Below are 14,678 nucleotides of genomic sequence, written 5' to 3'. Positions count from 1 at the left end.
GCCGGTCAACTTAGACCGGCGGACCCGCGTTGCTCTTGAGGTTCTTCATCACCAGCGTTGAGGTCAAGCGCTCGACGGCGGGAAGCACCGTGAGCTGTTCGTCGTAGAACCGCTGGTACGCCGGCAGGTCCGCCGCGATCACGCGGAGCAGATAGTCCGGCGAGCCGAACAGCCGCTGGGCTTCGACGATGTTGGGCAGGGCCGCCACGCGTTCCTCGAAATCGGACATGATGCTGCGCTCCACCTTCGCCAGGGTGACGAACACGATCGCCTCGAAGCCGAGGCCGATCGCGGCCGGATCGATGTCCGCCCGGTAACCGCGGATGACCCCGGAGGTCTCCAGCTCGCGCAGCCTGCGGTGGCACGGAGCCACCGTCAATCCCACCTTCGAGGCGAGAGCCGTGGCAGTCATCCGGCCGTCATCTTTAAGGTGGCGCAAAATTGTTCTGTCGATTCCGTCGATCACGCAAATATCTTACTCAAATGGCAGGTTAGCCGGATAAAAACGCGAACACTTATGGGCCGTTTTTCCCTAAGGTTTTCCTACCGGATCAATCCGGCGGAACAACCCAGGAGCCACCATGAACCCCCAGCTCTTCCTTGCCTTCACGATCGTCGCGGTCACCCTGGCCTGCACTCCGGGCGTGGACTGGGCGTACTCGATTTCGGCGGGGCTGCGGCAACGCAGCTTCATCCCCGCGGTGGCCGGGCTGTGCAGCGGCTATGTGGTCCACACCCTCCTGATGGCGCTCGGCCTGGCAGCCCTGCTGGCCGGCGTTCCGGGGCTCCTCGGCTGGTTGACGGTGGCCGGCGCGGCGTACCTGCTGTGGCTGGGCATCAGCACGCTCCGCTCCTGGCGGGGTGCGCGCTTCAGCGCGGATGACGCCGTCGGGCAGTCCGCCAACCAACTCCGCAGCTTCCTGCTGGGCATGGGCACCAGCGGCATCAACCCCAAGGGCCTGCTGTTCTTCCTGGCGCTGGTGCCGCAGTTCGTCAGCCCGGACGCCGCACTGCCGGTTCCGGTGCAGTCGGGGCTGCTGGGCCTGACCTTCGTGCTGCTGGCGGGCCTCGTGTACACCGCCGTCGCGCTGGCGTCCCGCAAGCTGCTGCATTCGCGGCCCGCCGCGGCCCGGGTGGTGACGCTGGCGAGCGGCGTCATCATGGTGGGCCTCGGCGTCGCGCTGCTGGCCGAGCAGCTTGTTCCGCTGGCGGCCCGGATTCTATAGGCCCGGCCGCTCAGGCGCCGGGCGTGGCCGCCTGGCTCGCGAAGAGCTCATCGAGCCGTTCGTAGCCTTCGATCACGCCGTAGTTCATGCCGCTGCCTACGGCCATGTCGCGGGCTTCGACCGTGGGGTAGACGTCATGGATGGAGATCCGGCTGCGGCCGCCGCCCAGGTCCTCGAACCTGGTGGTGCCGATCCCGACCTCCCCGGGGGCGCCGGAAAATTCGAAGGTCATGATGAGGCACTTGGCGGGCTCCACGGTGTGGAAGATGCCGCTGAAGGTGAATTCGTAGCCGTCGCTGCTGGCTCCATCGAAGCTCCAGCGCCCACCCACCCGGGTGTCGTACTGGATGTTCTCCACCTTGTCCTCCCTGGGGCCCAGCCACTGGACCATCAGTTCGGGATCCACGTGGGCGCGGTAGACAGCCTCCACCGGGGCGTCGAATTCCCGGACCGTGTCAACGAACGGAACGCCGGGATCGGCAGTGATGTTGGTCGGATTGCTCATTGTTCTCCACTCCTAGGAGTCGGCGCGGACTTTGGAATCCGCTCGGAGGCCTGGCTTTCCAGCAGGGCGTCCAGCCTCCGGTAACGCCCTTCCGCTTGGAGCCGGTACTGGTCGATCCACGCCGTGAGCCGCTCCAGCGCTGCCGCGTCCAGATGGACGGGGCGCCGCTGGGCGTCGCGCGAGCGGGTGACCAGGCCGGCCTGTTCCAGGACCTGGATGTGTTTGGACACTGCCTGCTTGGTGATGGCGAACGGTTCGGCGAGCTCGTTGACCGTGGCGTCGCCGTGCGACAGCCTGGCCACGATGTTCCGCCGGACCGGATCCGCGAGCGCCATGAAGGCCCTGTCAAGCAGAGCCGCGTCGAGCGGGTCCTGGTGTGGCACTTCCTACCTCTTACTCAACCATCTAGTTGATCAACCAACTAGTTGATTACAAGGATAGACCTGGCCGTTCCCGCGCACAAGGGGTCCGCGCGACGGGTCAGTCCCCGCCCAGGTCCTTCCAGTCCTGCTCCCAGAGCCGGCGCATCTCGGCGTCCTTGCGGATGAGGCCGTCCCGGTTGATGGCGCCGCTGCCGGCAGGCCCCCCGGTGATGGCGTTCCCGCCGCGCCGCGAGCCGGGCAGCAAGGCCCGCCGGCCGGCATCGAGCGCCAGCAGCGCACGGTCGGTGAGGGCGTCGTTGCGCAGGGAGAGGCTGGTCTTCCGCCGCCGCAGCACCTCGGACAGCGCCGACTGCGCGGCACCGGATTCACCCAGGGCGCGCAGGGACCGCGCCCGGAGCAGCAGCAGGGCCGCGGAGAGGTCGTCCGTGTTGTGCAGGCCGGCGGTCCAGCCGACCACGTCGCGGTGCCAGCCGAGCGCCGACGCCGCCGTGCAGCGGGCCAGGGCGGTAGGCAACGACGGCGGCTGTCCGGCCAGCGCGTCCAGCGCGGCGGCAGTTTGGCCAGCCTCCCGGAGGCAATGCGAGAGCGCCAGGAATACCGATTCCTCGCTGAACAGCACCTGCACCTCGACGCGTTCGGCGACCTCGACGGTGCTGACCACCCGGCCCAGGTACGCAGCGGAGAACTGGCTGGCGGCGTCGTCGATCCTGGTGGAAATGCCCAACCGCAGGAGCTCGGCCGCGCGCAGGTAGCTGCCGTGCTTGTAGGCGAGCAGGCCCGCCAGGACCTGGCAGAGCCCGGCCCAACCGGGGTTAGCGCGGGCCAGCAGGAGGAGGCGTTCGGGCTCGGTGCCGGTGAAGACCGCCGCGTGCATGGCCTTCGCGGTGCGGCCGGCGAAACGCTTGAGCGGAGGCACGTCCCCCGCCACGGACAAGCGCTGCGTGCTGCGCCTGCGCAGTACGCCGGACACAGCACCGCCCACGCCGTCGGCCAGGCCGCTCGCGGGGTTTCGGACGCGCGCGCGGCGGAACGGCGTGAGGTCCCGGGTATCGAAGTACGCGCCTCCGTCCGGGGGAACAAGGTGCCCGGAAGTCATCTGTCCATGCTATCCATCGCGGGGATCGGGTGTGTGGGTTGGTCCGCCGCGCCTGCCCGCGCGGCTGGCCTCCCCCTCTATATTCCGGGTTATCGGGAGTAAACTAAGCACGTCGGCAGGGTTCCGACAGCTCCTTGCCGCAAAACGGCCGGCCATTTGGCCGGCCGGAACAACATGTGGTTGGGAGGAGTTATGACCACCGCTTCACATCCCGCACAGCACCACCATGTAATGGGGCTCTCGCTGCACAACACGGCGCTGGGTTTGGGCTGGGTTTTCCTGGTCGTTGGTGTCCTCGGATTCATCCCGGGCATCACGAGCAACTACGGCGCCATGACCTTTGCTGGGCATGAGTCGGGCGCCATGCTTCTTGGAATCTTCCAAGTCTCCATTCTGCACAACATCGTCCACTTGCTCTTCGGCGCCGCTGGCCTGTACATGGCCAGGACCTCCCGGATGGCACGCGGGTTCCTGGTAGGCGGCGGCATTGTCTACTTGGTCCTGTGGATCTACGGTCTCGTGATCGGTGGGGACTCGATGTCGGCGGCCAACTTCGTGCCGTTCAACACCGCGGACAACTGGCTGCACTTGGCACTCGGTGTCGTGATGGTTGCTTTGGGCCTGTGGCTGGGCCGTGACGCCAGAGAGGAGATGAAGGGCCGCGCCATGTAGCGCGCCTTCCGTTTCAAAACCACAACCGAATACGACGACGGCGGCCGTCCCCTACGCGGGACGGCCGCCGCTTTGCCTTTGGACCGCTGGCCGGGCCTCAGCCGAGCAGGCGGTGTTCGTAGGCGAAGGCGACCAGCTGCAGCCGGGTCCGCAGGCCCAGCTTGACCAACAGGCTGCGCAGATGGGTCTTCACTGTGGCTTCCGAAACGAAGAGGCCCTGCGCCATGTCCGCGTTGGACAAGCCCTTTGCCGCAAGCAGGAAGACCTCGCGCTCCCGCGCCGACAACCCATCCAGGACGCCCAGGTCCGGCCCGGATGCCGGAACCGTGCGGGCAGCGTGCTGGAACAGCTCGTGCACCGAACCAGGGGCAATCACGGAGTACCCGGAGTAGACAGTGCGGATGGCCGCCAGCAGGAATTCGGGCTCGGCGCTCTTGAGCAGGTACCCGCTTGCCCCGGCCTGGACCGCTTCGACGACGGCCTGGTCGCGGTTGAAGGTGGTCAGGGCAATGATCTTCGGCCTGTCCACGCCGGCGGCTGCGGACGCCTCCGTGATCCGCCGGGTGGCTTCCACCCCGCCCATCACCGGCATCCTGAGGTCCATGAGCATGACGTCAGGGCGCTGTTCGGCGGCACGCTCTACCGCCGGCCCGCCGTCGTCGGCCTCCCAGGCAAGCGCCATGTCCGCCTGGCTCTGGACGAGCATGCTGATCCCCGCGCGGAAAAGCGGCTGGTCATCCACCAACGCAACGGTGATGGGCCTCTCAACCATGGACGGCGCTTTCCTTTTCCGGCGCTGCGGCTAGCGCCCGCGGGGCTCCGTTGTCCGCGCCGGCATCGGCACCGGAGGGTTCCGGCGTCGGCGCCGCGGCCAGCGCACGCGGTCCATAGGGGATGAAGACTGTGACCCGGAACTGCTCCCCGTCCGGTCCGGCGGTGAGCCAGCCGCCGGCAAGGTGGGCGCGCTCCCGCATCCCCGGGATGCCGCGCCCTGCGCGGGCCGGAGTGTCCGCTCCCCCATTCACAGCGGACGACGGCAGGTTCGAAGCGGCGTGGATGGTGAGCCCGGGCCCGCTCCAGTCCAAGTGCAGGCGCGCCGCCGTGCCGCGGCCGCCGTGCTTGAGGGCGTTGGTGAGGCATTCCTGAACGATGCGGAAGACCGCGAGCTGCTGACCCGCACCGAGTTCCAAGGGATGCCCCGTTTCGCTTTGCTGTACCCGGAGGCTGCCCTGGCGCATCCTCTCCACCAAGGGCGCGAGGTCACTGAGCCGGGGCTGCGGGGTGACCATGCCGTCGTCGCGGACTCCTTCGATGACGCGCTGGGCGTCCACCAGCGCGTGCCGTGCGGAGACCGCGATGTTCTCCAAGGCGTCGAGGACGGGCTTCGGCTGGTCCTTGCTGAGGTAGCGGGTGCCGTCGGCCTGGGCCGCGATGACGGCAAGGGAATGGGCCAGGACGTCGTGCAGGTCCCGGGCGATACGGGTGCGCTCCTGCTCGATCACCAGTTCAATTTCGGCCTCCTTCAGGCTCGCCTGTGCCTCGTTGCGGGCCAGAAAGAGGGTGCCGCGTTCCTGGTACAGCCGCAGCGCAATCCCGACGGCGGCGCAGCCGGCGGCGATAAGGAGCAGGACGGCAAAACATTGCCACCAGTAGTTGATCATCGTCTCCTGCGGCATCCCGAAGACCCACATCCACACTCCACCCATGCCGTATGAACGCGACAGCACGATGAACGCCATGACACCCGCAAACGCTGTATAGAGGCCAGCCGCCATAAGCCTTGTCCGGTTCGGTGCGGTCCACGCTATAAAGGCCAGCGCTACGAATGCGCCGATGTACACCTGCCAAGGCGTTGCCCGCATCGGCTCCAAGACATGCAAGAACTGCAAAGCCAGCAACAATGCCGTAGTCGCAAGCGATGCCGGGCCCCACCGCGCGGAAAGAGCGATGGCCACCGAAATCAGAGAAATGATCGGCAACCTCCCCTGTTCGGCCAAAAACTCCCCGTAGAGCCCCCAATGCCGCCCACTCCACAGCGTGAAGAAGATGACGGCCGCCGCGGGGGCGCCCCAATGCCGCACAACTTTCAGTGTCTGTTCCATGCCAGCCACGATATCCACGCGGATCGGCCCGAACCCGCCGATCCGGGGCAAGCGGCGCCGATCTCCACCCAAAAGGCAGCGGATTCATCCTTTGGGCTACGCGGCAGGGCTGTCATTCTTAGTGAACCCGCACGTCCCGGAGCGAAGGAAGGAACGCCTCATGGACTATTCGGGCTTTTCAGTCAGCCCCCTTGCCGTCCTTTCCGCGGTCGCCTTGGGTGTAATCCTTGGTGTTGTCACCGTGGTCCTCGCGCGTAATCGGAGCCGCACCGCTGCCCTGGCCACGGGGATCTCCTCAACTCTCTTGATCACGGCCTGGGTGCTCGCCAACGGAATGATCGAGACCGCCAGAACCAACGAGATCTTGGACGCGGCAAAGCAAGTCGCTGTCCCGGACTCCTTTGAACCTGGAAAGGCTGAAAACCATCGGGGAGGAAGAATCGTCCGGGCTACAGCGTTCATGCCGTGCGTGGCATATACGGCTCCCTGCCCATATGTTCACCGGCAATGGTCCGCTCCCGAAGGAATGGCAATGACGCGCAACGACTTCGATCGAGTCATCCTCGAAAGCGGCTGGCGGGACAAGCTGGTGGTTGCTGAGAAGACCTGCCGGTTCGTGTACACAAACAGCAACTACATAGGCTGCCACGCAGAGGGCGTCGTCGAAGGTTTCCGGACCGCTTTGGACATTTCCCAGCACCATGGTGATGTATGGCGGCTGACGCTGTCGATGGGTCCTGCGCGCTGACCGGCAAGGGCCCAGCTCCGAGGGCTACGAAGTCACCAGGCAGAACGGGTGGCCCGCAGGGTCGAGGTAAACGCGGAACGTCTCCGTCCCGTATCCCTGCTTGGTGGCGCCGATGGCAAGGACCCTCTCCTCGGCCTCATCCAGGTTGCCGACCTTGACGTCCACGTGCATTTGCTGCGGATGTTCGGCGGACGGCCATTGCGGCGGCGTCAGTTTGTCGACCCGTTGGAAGGCCACCGCGGGACGGTCGGGGGCGTCGCCGATCGTGATCCAGTCGGCGTCGCCTTCCACCCTCTGCATTCCCAGCAGTTCCTGATAGAAGAGCGCCATGGGCTCGATATCTTCACAGTCGATGACAAGTGCGTGGAATTTTCCAATCATGCGCCCGACTATGCCGCACTCGATGCGGCACCGGCCACGGGCATGCGGACAGCTAGCGTCCGCATGCATCGCGGAGCGGGCAGCGGCAAGCTAGCTCAGCGCGGCCACCCACACGCCGACCGCCCAGGTGCTGGCCGCGAGGCAGGCCAGGCCGAACTCCACCAGGATGCCCAGGCCGATGGCCTTCAACGCAGCTAGGCTGGAGGCCACCGCCGTCCTGAACTCGCGCGTGCGCAGCAGCTCGCTCAGCAGGAGCCCGACCGCGAAACCGACGACGAGGCCCACTACGGGAATCACGAACATGCCGGCAAGGCCGAGGACAATCCCGATGAGCACGGAGCGGTTGGGGATGCTGTGCTGTTTCAGTTTCCTGCCCGCGAGGACGGCGCTGGCGGCCATGCCCGCGGCCACGAGGGTCAAGCCGATGCCGAAGACCACCCAGCCCGTGGCTCCTGCGCCGCCCCACAGCGCCCAGGCCAGAAGGCTTGCGCCGATCAGGATACTTCCGGGCAGGACAGGAATGACGGTGCCGGCGACACCGACGGCGATGGCGAGCCCGCAGAGGATCGTCACGATGGTTTCAGGGGTCATGCCTTGAGCCTACGCGGGCGCAGGAAGCCCATCGGGCCGCGACGCATGCGGAAGCGAGATAACGACGGCGGCGCTCCCCAGCACGGGAGCGCCGCCGTCGTTGGCTTACTCGGCAGCCGCGGCGACCGCAGCCGTCACTGCCGGGGCCACGCGGGCATCCAGCGGGCTCGGCACGATGTAGTCGGCGGAGAGCTCTTCCTCGGCCAGTTCGGCGATGGCGCGGGCCGCGGCCAGCTTCATGGCCGGCGTGATGCGGCGGGCGCCGGCGTCGAGGGCTCCACGGAAAATGCCCGGGAAGGCCAGGACGTTGTTGATCTGGTTCGGGAAGTCGCTGCGGCCCGTGGCCACGACGGCGGCGTACTTCTGCGCGACCTCCGGCAGGACCTCCGGGTCCGGGTTGGACAGCGCGAAGACGATGGCGTCCTCGGCCATGAGCTTGAGGTGCTCCTCGTCCAGCTTGGAGGAGGAAACGCCGACGAACACGTCGGCGCCCTGCAGGGCCTCGCCCGGTCCGCCGCTGATGCCGCGCGGGTTGGTCCGCTGGGCCATCTGGGCCTTCTTGCTGGCGGGGTCCGCGGCGATGTCCGCGCGGCCGGTGTTGATGGCGCCCTTGGAGTCGAGCAGGATGACGTCCTCGACGCCGGCGGTCAGCAGGATTTCGGCGACGGCGATGCCTGCGGCCCCGGCGCCGGAGACGACCACCTTGAGGCCGCTGAGTTCGCGCTTGGTCACCTTGGCGGCGTTCGTCAGGGCAGCGAGGACGACGACGGCGGTGCCGTGCTGGTCGTCGTGCATCACCGGGCAGTCGAGTGCCTCGATAAGGCGCTCTTCGAGTTCGAAGCAGCGCGGGGCCGAGATGTCTTCGAGGTTCACGGCGCCGAAGCTCGGGCGGAGCCGGACGAGCGTTTCGATGATCTCGTCCACGTCCGTGGTGTTGAGGACCAATGGGATGGAGTCGAGGTCGCCGAAGGACTTGAACAGGGCGGACTTGCCCTCCATGACGGGCAGGGAAGCGCTCGGGCCGATGTTGCCAAGGCCCAGGACGGCGGTGCCGTCGCTGACGACCACCACAAGGCGCTCGGCCCAGGTGTGGGTGCGGGCGAGTTCCGGCTTGGCGTGGATGGCCCGGCTGACCTGGGCGACACCCGGGGTGTACGCGATGGACAGATCGCGCTTGTCGTTCAGGGGAACGGTGCTGGACACCGAGAGCTTGCCGCCCTCGTGCGCAGTGAAAATCTCTTCTTCGCTCAGGACGAGCGCCGCTTCTTTGCCGGCGTCAATGGTTTCGATAGACACGTCGTTGTCTCCTCAGGCTAGCCGGGGACCCGCTGGGCGCGGATCCGGCACAAATATGGGCGTTCGAGGAGCGTTGGTTCGGGCCAAGGGTGGCTGGACCGGGCTGCACATCTCCTGCAGGTGGGCCGCTGGCCGCTTCGGTTCTGCAATGGTAGGCAAGCCGCAGGGGTGCTGATGACCGACAGCGAGACTATGCGCCGTGATAAAACGTTTACCCGCCAAATGTTGTGATTCAGATCACGCAAAACGGCAGCTTTTTGGCCTTACTGGTCTAGACCGGTTACAGCGATGTTGGGCTTTCGGCGAGCAGGGCGCAGGCGTTCTTGAGGTCCTTTTCGGCGTCGAACAGCGAGAGCCGGCGGCAGCGGACCAACTGGACCAGACCACTGACCGTATGCAGCAGGATCCGTGCCCGCCCGGCGTCGTTGATCACCGACACGACCACCGACTCGGTCAGCGCGTCGATCTCGCGCAGGAGTTCGGGGATGTCACCATCCCAGCTGTGCGAGCTGCGGGTCAGGCAGTGTTCGACGGCGGGCTGCATCACCCTCAAGTGGAAGATCTCCATGAGCACGCCGGTCAGTGCGTTCCGGACACCGAGCGGAGGCTGGCTGTCGCGTGGGATCTGGTCGATGCGCTTTTCGCGCCCGAGCCGCACGGGCTTGGCATGCCCGCTGCCGAGTTCACGCAGCTGCTGGCGGTAGACGGCGAGCATCAAGTGTGCGGGCGACGGGAAGTACCGGAAGAGGGTGCCCAGCGGGACGTGGGCCCGCAAAGCGACGTCGGAGAGGCTCACGGTGTCGTACTGCCGCTGCGCGAATCCCGCGGCGGCCTTCAGGATCCGGGTATAGCGCAGCTGCTGCCTTGGCGTGGTGGGGGCGGCGGCCATCCGCGGCAACCCCGCTGCAAGGTCCAGCGAATACGGTTCCAGGTAGTTTTCTTCGGGCATATCCGGTGATCTGTGTGGCGGGCCGGGCGGCGTCCTACGTGACTAGTAGATGTTACGGCAGGAAAGTGGGAGTTGTCTGGGAGGAGGCCGGGATTCCCCGGTTGGCGCCTGCTCCGGACCCGGATGTTGGCAGCGGCCGTACCCGGCAGTATCCTCGGGGAATCGGGCCGCGTCCGGCCCACGCTTATTGGGGGAATCATGGCGTTTAGCGCTGCACTTTTTCGACGGCTTTTCCGCGTTCTGGTCGTCTTCGTTTCGGCGGTTCTTGCGGCCGTGATCCTGGTGCCGGCGGGGCCGGTTGCGGCGGTAGAGGCCAAGCCTCAACTGCTTTCCTTGGAACGGACTTCGCCGGCGGTCATCACCGCGGGAACCAACGCGACATTCGCGTTCAAGGCTTCGGAGCCGGTGACGAGCGTCGAGATCTATGTAGAGGACAAGACCGGAACCCGCTCTGGGTACTGGGAAAGCAGAAACGCGAGTATCGACGGCACCATCCAGTTGCCTATTGAGCCAGACAGTTGGCCAAGCGGCAGCGTCGTGGCCGAGTGGGTAACCGTGAGCACAGCGGACTACAGGTACACCACATATTTGCGCCAACCGAGCTTTAGGTCGCTCGGCGACATGAGCCGTCTGGACTTTCAGGTCGACAATCCAAACCTGGTACTCGAGGAACCAGCCGTCACTTCCTTATCCATGGCCACGGCAGCGGCGACGCCCGGCCAAACTGTTCGGTTGAACTTCTCCCTCTCCCAGGCAGCGAGCCAGGTCCGTTTCAGCTTTGTCGACCCGTCTCTGGCAAGGTCCGTGGATTTCACTTGGAAAGGCTCAGTCCCCAAAGGACCGTTTTCGGCCGTAGCCAGCGTTCCAATCACGGCGGCTGACCCCAACGGCAAATACATTCTTGAAAGCATCGACATCGCCTATTTTGGCGACAGGGCGAGGCTCGTCTACGGCAGGGACGGCGTCACCCATCGCTCCGCCGCCCTACCTCCGTCCCCCGTTCCCCTCATCGATTTCAGCAAAGGCACGTTCTCGGTCAACAACCCTGCGGTTCAGCTGAGTACCCAATCCGCTACGGCACTCCCCGGAATCATTGGGAAATTTGAGTCTCCCAGGTCCGACCTGCAGGCCGGAAACGGCGCCTGGACCAACGTACCGTCCGGCTACAAGTACCAATGGCTTCGGAACGGGGTGCCCATCCCGGGCCAAACCGGACAGTGGTATAACGCCTACGGCGAAATCGATGGCGGCACCAGGATCTCGGTGCGGGTCACAGCACTCACGCCGGGATTCCTTCCGAGTTCAGCAGTATCCCCGTCTGTAGGCCCGATACCTCGGAGCGTCGAACTTCTCAACGGACGCATCGAAGGCGATGTATCAGTTGGCGGCCGGATCCGGGTTGAAGGATTTCAGTACTGGGTAACACCCCAAGGCGGAACTACCAAGATCACGTGCGGATGGCGGCGCAATGGTGCGGTTATCCCGGGCGTGACGCGCTGCGACTACGTCCTCACTGCTGCAGATCAGGGAGCATCCATAGCCGTCGCCGCTACGGCCACTAACGACGGCAATTCATCTGACATGCTCCCTATTTGGTTGCGCCCGCGGGTTGCCAAGAAAGCGCCCGGCCGGGGGATGAACGCTGACGGGACCATGGATGTTTTCGCCCGCGACAAGGCAGGCAACCTCTATCTCTACCCCACGAACGGCAGGGGTTCCTGGCTGCCCAGGCAACGAATCGGCGGCGGATGGAACATCTACAACGCCCTGCTCTCCCCCGGGGACTGGAATGGGGACGGCAAGAACGACGTCATGGCCCGGGACCGCGAGGGCCGGCTGTTCCTCTATCCGGGGAACGGGCGCGGCGGCATTCCCACCAAGGTGCAGGTCGGCGGTGGATGGCAGACGTTCCGTGCCATCATCGCGCCGGGGGACTGGAACGGCGATGGCAACAACGACATCATGGCCCGCGACTACTCCAACAACGTCTGGCTGTACCCGGGGAACGGCCGGGGAGGGTGGCTCACCCGGAGCCTCATCAGGCACGACGACTGGAACGATATCAACCTGATCGTCGGAGCTGGAAAGTCCACGGGTTCAAACGTGAACAACCTCATGGCTCGTGACATTTGGGGCAACCTGAGAATACTTCCGGGGAACGGCCATGGTGGATTCCTCTTTTCTTCCGGCTACTGGAGCCTGGGAGCCGGCTGGAACATCTACTCCCGCATTGGCTCGGCCGGCGACTTCAACGGCGACTGGATCCCGGACTTCTTCGGCATCAAGCCCAGCGGGGAATTCGTCATTTGTTACGGAAACGGCTCCGCCTGGTACAAAGGCCACAGAGTCGTCGGCGGCAATTGGAACCAGTTCACCGCCGTGTTCTGACCGGGCCCGCGCCCGATCCGCCCCACAAACCTACGCCACGCCCCTGATCTTCACCACGAACACGGCCCCGAGCAGCCCGATCACCGCCGCCGCCACATACAGGGACACATAGCCGCCCAGGTAGGTGACGAACGGGAAGGCGATCAGCGGCGCGATCACCTGCGGCAGGGAGTTGGCCACGTTGATCACACCAAGGTCCCGGCCGCGGTCCAGCGCGGTGGGCAGGACCTGGGTGATGAGCGCGAAGTCCACGGCCAGGTACGCGCCGAAGCCGATACCCAGCACCACCGCTCCGGTGATGGCCCCGGCCCAGGTGGGAGCGAAGCCAAGGATCAGGCTGGCCACCGCGATCACCGCCGAGGACACGATCACCAGCGGCTTCCGCTTGCCCATGCGGTCGCTGAGGGCCCCGCCGACCACACTGGTGATGATCACCATCACCGCGTACAGGCCGGTGAGGATCAGCACGCCGAACTCGGGCGCGATGCCCTGCGTCTCCTCGAGGTGCACCGCGTCCTTGAGGAAGAACAGCAGGTAGAGGGTGACCATGTGGTTGCCGATGTTGACCAGCAGCCGGGTCAGCCACGCCCACGCGAAGTCCGGATACTTCACCGGCGACACCCAGAAGCCCTTCGCGAACGCGGCCAGGCTGAACGGCGGGCGGGCGGCGGGGGCCAGCGGGGTGTCGTCGCTCTTGAACAGATAAAGCACGACGCCGGCGAGCAGCGCCGCGGCGCACACCAGGTATCCGGCGGCAAAGTTCCCCGCGACCACCGAGGCGATCACCGCGCCGAGCAGGATGCCGACCGTCTGCCCCATCGCGGCGAGGCCGCCCACCGTGCCACGCTGCGGCACCGGGACACGGTCCGGGATGGCCGCGGTGACGGCGGCGTAGGCGCCGTTGCACCCGGCCTGGACCAGGCACCAGAGGATCGCCATGACCGCCACATTCGGGGCACCCGCAAGGCCAACCAGCGCTGCGGCACCCAGCACTGCACCGACCAAGACCCAGGGAACACGGCGCCCGAAGCGGGAGGCCGTGCGGTCACTGAAGGCACCGAACAGCGGGTTCGCCACGAGGGAAACCGCGGCACCGCAGCCGGTGACCAGCGCGAGGATGGCTTCCTTCTGGCCTTCGTCGAAATGGATCGCCTGCTGGCCGAGCAGCACTTGGATCGGTCCGAAGAACGCGGCATTGATGCCCAGGTTGACCAGCACCACACCGGTGATCCACAGCGCCCGGACGCGGTCCACCGGCTCGGCGAGCGCCGTCGTCGTGCCTCCCGCCGGAGCGGCGGAATCCGGTACCGGACGCTCGGGCAGCGAACCGGGCAATCCGGTCAGATCACTCGGACTCATGGCGGCTCCCCCTGGATTGTGAACGTGTGAACTCAGCGTAACTCCCTACCGCCACCCGGACCCCGTCCCTCGGCCAGGGAACCCCGGCGGCGCGGGCCATCCACCCGGACAACGGGGTTAGTGTTGCAGCATGAACGAAATCCTGAGCACCGCCGACCTCTATGACGAGCGCGGCGATGAGCTCGCTTCCATCGCATTGCAGTTCCAGGACCTGGGCGGCCACAGCAGTTTCAGCGGCCCTGTCCGCACGGTGAAGTGCTACGAGGACAACGCCCTGGTGAAGACCGTGCTCGGTACGCCGGGCGACGGCGCGGTGCTGGTGGTAGACGGCAACGGCTCGCTGCGCACGGCGCTCATGGGGGACATGATCGCCGAAAGCGCGGTGGCGAACGGCTGGGCCGGCGTCGTCATCAACGGGGCCATCCGGGACCGGCTGGCGCTGGCGAAACTGCCGTTCGGCATCAAGGCGCTGGGCAGCAACCCGAAGAAAAGCACCAAGACGGGCCGCGGCGAGGTGGACGTTCCCGTGGTGATCGACGGCGTGCACATCGAGCCGGGGAACATGATCTATTGCGACCCCGACGGGATCCTCGTGGAACCTTAAGGGGAATTCCCGGCTAGGTGTGATGTTCAGGCAGGTTGTTGAGTCTGCTGATGGGTGGGGCTCCGATTGCGGAGTGGTGCCTGTGGTGATTGTAGAAGTGGATCCAGCCTGGCAGCGCGTCGCGGCGTTGGCTTTCTGAGATGTAGAACTTTGCGTAGGCCCAGCCGTCAGCCAGTGTGCGGTGGAACCGTTCGATTTTGCCGTTGGTCTGTGGCCGGTAGGGGCGGGTCCGTTTGTGGGTGATACCGAGCTCGGTGCAGGCGTTTTTCCAGGCGTGGGAACAGTAGGCCGAGCCGTTATCGGAGAGCACCCGCTCGATGGTGACGTTGCGCTCGGCGAACCAGGCAACGGCGCGGTGCAGCACGCTGACGGCGGTGG

Annotated in this window: 17 protein-coding genes; 5 read left to right on the top strand and 12 right to left on the bottom strand. The window is 66.0% G+C overall.

The annotated features are described in order from the left end of the window. Positions 1-10: 10 nt before the first annotated feature. On the bottom strand, positions 11-466 hold the full coding sequence (locus BLP88_RS16800; protein WP_074591101.1) for an Lrp/AsnC family transcriptional regulator: 456 nt from the start codon (positions 464-466) through the stop codon (positions 11-13). A 115-nt stretch (positions 467-581) separates the two neighbouring features. On the opposite strand from BLP88_RS16800, the gene BLP88_RS16795 reads away from it, so the two are divergent. After that, the gene (locus tag BLP88_RS16795) at positions 582-1,226 is read left to right on the top strand and encodes a LysE family translocator (RefSeq protein WP_074591100.1); all 645 of its coding nucleotides are present in this window, start codon (positions 582-584) and stop codon (positions 1,224-1,226) included. A 10-nt stretch (positions 1,227-1,236) separates the two neighbouring features. On the opposite strand, the gene BLP88_RS16790 is transcribed toward BLP88_RS16795, so the two are convergent. The 3 genes from BLP88_RS16790 to BLP88_RS16780 all read right to left on the bottom strand — a co-directional run bounded on the left by BLP88_RS16790 (position 1,237) and on the right by BLP88_RS16780 (position 3,210). Then, positions 1,237-1,731: an SRPBCC family protein gene (locus BLP88_RS16790; protein ID WP_074591098.1), complete on the bottom strand. Its 495-nt coding sequence runs from the start codon at positions 1,729-1,731 to the stop codon at positions 1,237-1,239. After that, positions 1,728-2,066: an ArsR/SmtB family transcription factor gene (locus BLP88_RS16785; protein WP_074591190.1), complete on the bottom strand. Its 339-nt coding sequence runs from the start codon at positions 2,064-2,066 to the stop codon at positions 1,728-1,730. Before BLP88_RS16785 ends, BLP88_RS16790 begins: the two co-directional genes overlap by 4 nt. A 145-nt stretch (positions 2,067-2,211) precedes the next feature. Further along, complete coding sequence (locus BLP88_RS16780; RefSeq protein ID WP_074591097.1) at positions 2,212-3,210, bottom strand: hypothetical protein; 999 nt, start codon at positions 3,208-3,210, stop codon at positions 2,212-2,214. 192 nt (positions 3,211-3,402) lie between these two features. On the opposite strand from BLP88_RS16780, the gene BLP88_RS16775 reads away from it, so the two are divergent. Further along, on the top strand, positions 3,403-3,882 hold the full coding sequence (locus BLP88_RS16775) for a DUF4383 domain-containing protein (RefSeq protein ID WP_074591095.1): 480 nt from the start codon (positions 3,403-3,405) through the stop codon (positions 3,880-3,882). A gap of 97 nt (positions 3,883-3,979) precedes the next feature. On the opposite strand, the gene BLP88_RS16770 is transcribed toward BLP88_RS16775, so the two are convergent. Both BLP88_RS16770 and BLP88_RS16765 read right to left on the bottom strand, forming a co-directional pair. Then, entirely contained in the window at positions 3,980-4,654 is a 675-nt protein-coding gene (locus tag BLP88_RS16770) for a response regulator (protein WP_074591093.1), read from the bottom strand. Then, a complete protein-coding gene (locus tag BLP88_RS16765) occupies positions 4,647-5,609 on the bottom strand; it encodes a sensor histidine kinase (protein WP_245679907.1) in 963 nt (320 codons plus the stop codon). Before BLP88_RS16765 ends, BLP88_RS16770 begins: the two co-directional genes overlap by 8 nt. A 535-nt stretch (positions 5,610-6,144) precedes the next feature. Between BLP88_RS16765 and BLP88_RS16760 the strand changes: the two genes are divergently transcribed. Further along, positions 6,145-6,732, top strand: a complete 588-nt coding sequence (locus tag BLP88_RS16760) for a hypothetical protein (RefSeq protein WP_074591089.1) — start codon at positions 6,145-6,147, stop codon at positions 6,730-6,732. 24 nt (positions 6,733-6,756) lie between these two features. Here the strand turns inward: BLP88_RS16760 and BLP88_RS16755 are convergent, their stop codons facing one another. The 4 genes from BLP88_RS16755 to BLP88_RS16740 all read right to left on the bottom strand — a co-directional run bounded on the left by BLP88_RS16755 (position 6,757) and on the right by BLP88_RS16740 (position 9,949). Further along, positions 6,757-7,113, bottom strand: a complete 357-nt coding sequence (locus BLP88_RS16755; protein WP_074591087.1) for a VOC family protein — start codon at positions 7,111-7,113, stop codon at positions 6,757-6,759. Between the two features lie 90 nt (positions 7,114-7,203). Continuing rightward, positions 7,204-7,704 (bottom strand): DUF456 domain-containing protein, encoded by a 501-nt coding sequence (locus tag BLP88_RS16750; RefSeq protein ID WP_074591086.1) that lies wholly within the window; start codon positions 7,702-7,704, stop codon positions 7,204-7,206. Between the two features lie 105 nt (positions 7,705-7,809). After that, the gene (locus tag BLP88_RS16745) at positions 7,810-9,000 is read right to left on the bottom strand and encodes an NAD(P)-dependent malic enzyme (protein ID WP_074591084.1); all 1,191 of its coding nucleotides are present in this window, start codon (positions 8,998-9,000) and stop codon (positions 7,810-7,812) included. Positions 9,001-9,280: 280 nt separating this feature from the next. After that, complete coding sequence (locus tag BLP88_RS16740) at positions 9,281-9,949, bottom strand: TetR/AcrR family transcriptional regulator (RefSeq protein WP_074591082.1); 669 nt, start codon at positions 9,947-9,949, stop codon at positions 9,281-9,283. 198 nt (positions 9,950-10,147) lie between these two features. Between BLP88_RS16740 and BLP88_RS19185 the strand changes: the two genes are divergently transcribed. Next, positions 10,148-12,337, top strand: a complete 2,190-nt coding sequence (locus BLP88_RS19185; RefSeq protein ID WP_245679906.1) for an FG-GAP repeat domain-containing protein — start codon at positions 10,148-10,150, stop codon at positions 12,335-12,337. A gap of 30 nt (positions 12,338-12,367) precedes the next feature. Here BLP88_RS19185 and BLP88_RS16730 read toward each other — a convergent pair whose 3' ends face one another. Beyond that, positions 12,368-13,696, bottom strand: coding sequence for an MFS transporter (locus BLP88_RS16730; RefSeq protein WP_074591079.1), 1,329 nt, complete (start codon positions 13,694-13,696; stop codon positions 12,368-12,370). Between the two features lie 130 nt (positions 13,697-13,826). On the opposite strand from BLP88_RS16730, the gene rraA reads away from it, so the two are divergent. Further along, positions 13,827-14,300 (top strand): ribonuclease E activity regulator RraA, encoded by a 474-nt coding sequence (gene rraA / locus BLP88_RS16725; RefSeq protein WP_074591077.1) that lies wholly within the window; start codon positions 13,827-13,829, stop codon positions 14,298-14,300. Between the two features lie 13 nt (positions 14,301-14,313). Here the strand turns inward: rraA and BLP88_RS16720 are convergent. Continuing rightward, a partial coding sequence (locus BLP88_RS16720; protein WP_139163437.1) for an integrase core domain-containing protein occupies positions 14,314-14,678 on the bottom strand: 365 nt, incomplete at its 5' end.

This window comes from Arthrobacter cupressi (genome assembly GCF_900099975.1).
Classification (GTDB): Bacteria; Actinomycetota; Actinomycetes; order Actinomycetales; family Micrococcaceae; genus Arthrobacter; species Arthrobacter cupressi.
The sequence above is the reverse complement of the archived record's forward strand: the minus strand, read 5'-3'. Positions and strand labels throughout refer to the sequence as shown.

What these genes read in the sequence shown, in the direction of transcription:
- BLP88_RS16795 (WP_074591100.1), top strand. Translation starts at nt 582, where the DNA reads ATGAACCCCCAGCTCTTCCTTGCCTTCACGATCGTCGCGGTCACCCTG.
- BLP88_RS16790 (WP_074591098.1), bottom strand. Translation starts at nt 1,731, where the DNA reads ATGAGCAATCCGACCAACATCACTGCCGATCCCGGCGTTCCGTTCGTT.
- BLP88_RS16785 (WP_074591190.1), bottom strand. Translation starts at nt 2,066, where the DNA reads ATGGCGCTCGCGGATCCGGTCCGGCGGAACATCGTGGCCAGGCTGTCG.
- BLP88_RS16780 (WP_074591097.1), bottom strand. Translation starts at nt 3,210, where the DNA reads ATGACTTCCGGGCACCTTGTTCCCCCGGACGGAGGCGCGTACTTCGAT.
- BLP88_RS16775 (WP_074591095.1), top strand. Translation starts at nt 3,403, where the DNA reads ATGACCACCGCTTCACATCCCGCACAGCACCACCATGTAATGGGGCTC.
- BLP88_RS16770 (WP_074591093.1), bottom strand. Translation starts at nt 4,654, where the DNA reads ATGGTTGAGAGGCCCATCACCGTTGCGTTGGTGGATGACCAGCCGCTT.
- BLP88_RS16760 (WP_074591089.1), top strand. Translation starts at nt 6,145, where the DNA reads ATGGACTATTCGGGCTTTTCAGTCAGCCCCCTTGCCGTCCTTTCCGCG.
- BLP88_RS16755 (WP_074591087.1), bottom strand. Translation starts at nt 7,113, where the DNA reads ATGATTGGAAAATTCCACGCACTTGTCATCGACTGTGAAGATATCGAG.
- BLP88_RS16750 (WP_074591086.1), bottom strand. Translation starts at nt 7,704, where the DNA reads ATGACCCCTGAAACCATCGTGACGATCCTCTGCGGGCTCGCCATCGCC.
- BLP88_RS16740 (WP_074591082.1), bottom strand. Translation starts at nt 9,949, where the DNA reads ATGCCCGAAGAAAACTACCTGGAACCGTATTCGCTGGACCTTGCAGCG.
- BLP88_RS19185 (WP_245679906.1), top strand. Translation starts at nt 10,148, where the DNA reads ATGGCGTTTAGCGCTGCACTTTTTCGACGGCTTTTCCGCGTTCTGGTC.
- BLP88_RS16730 (WP_074591079.1), bottom strand. Translation starts at nt 13,696, where the DNA reads ATGAGTCCGAGTGATCTGACCGGATTGCCCGGTTCGCTGCCCGAGCGT.
- rraA (WP_074591077.1), top strand. Translation starts at nt 13,827, where the DNA reads ATGAACGAAATCCTGAGCACCGCCGACCTCTATGACGAGCGCGGCGAT.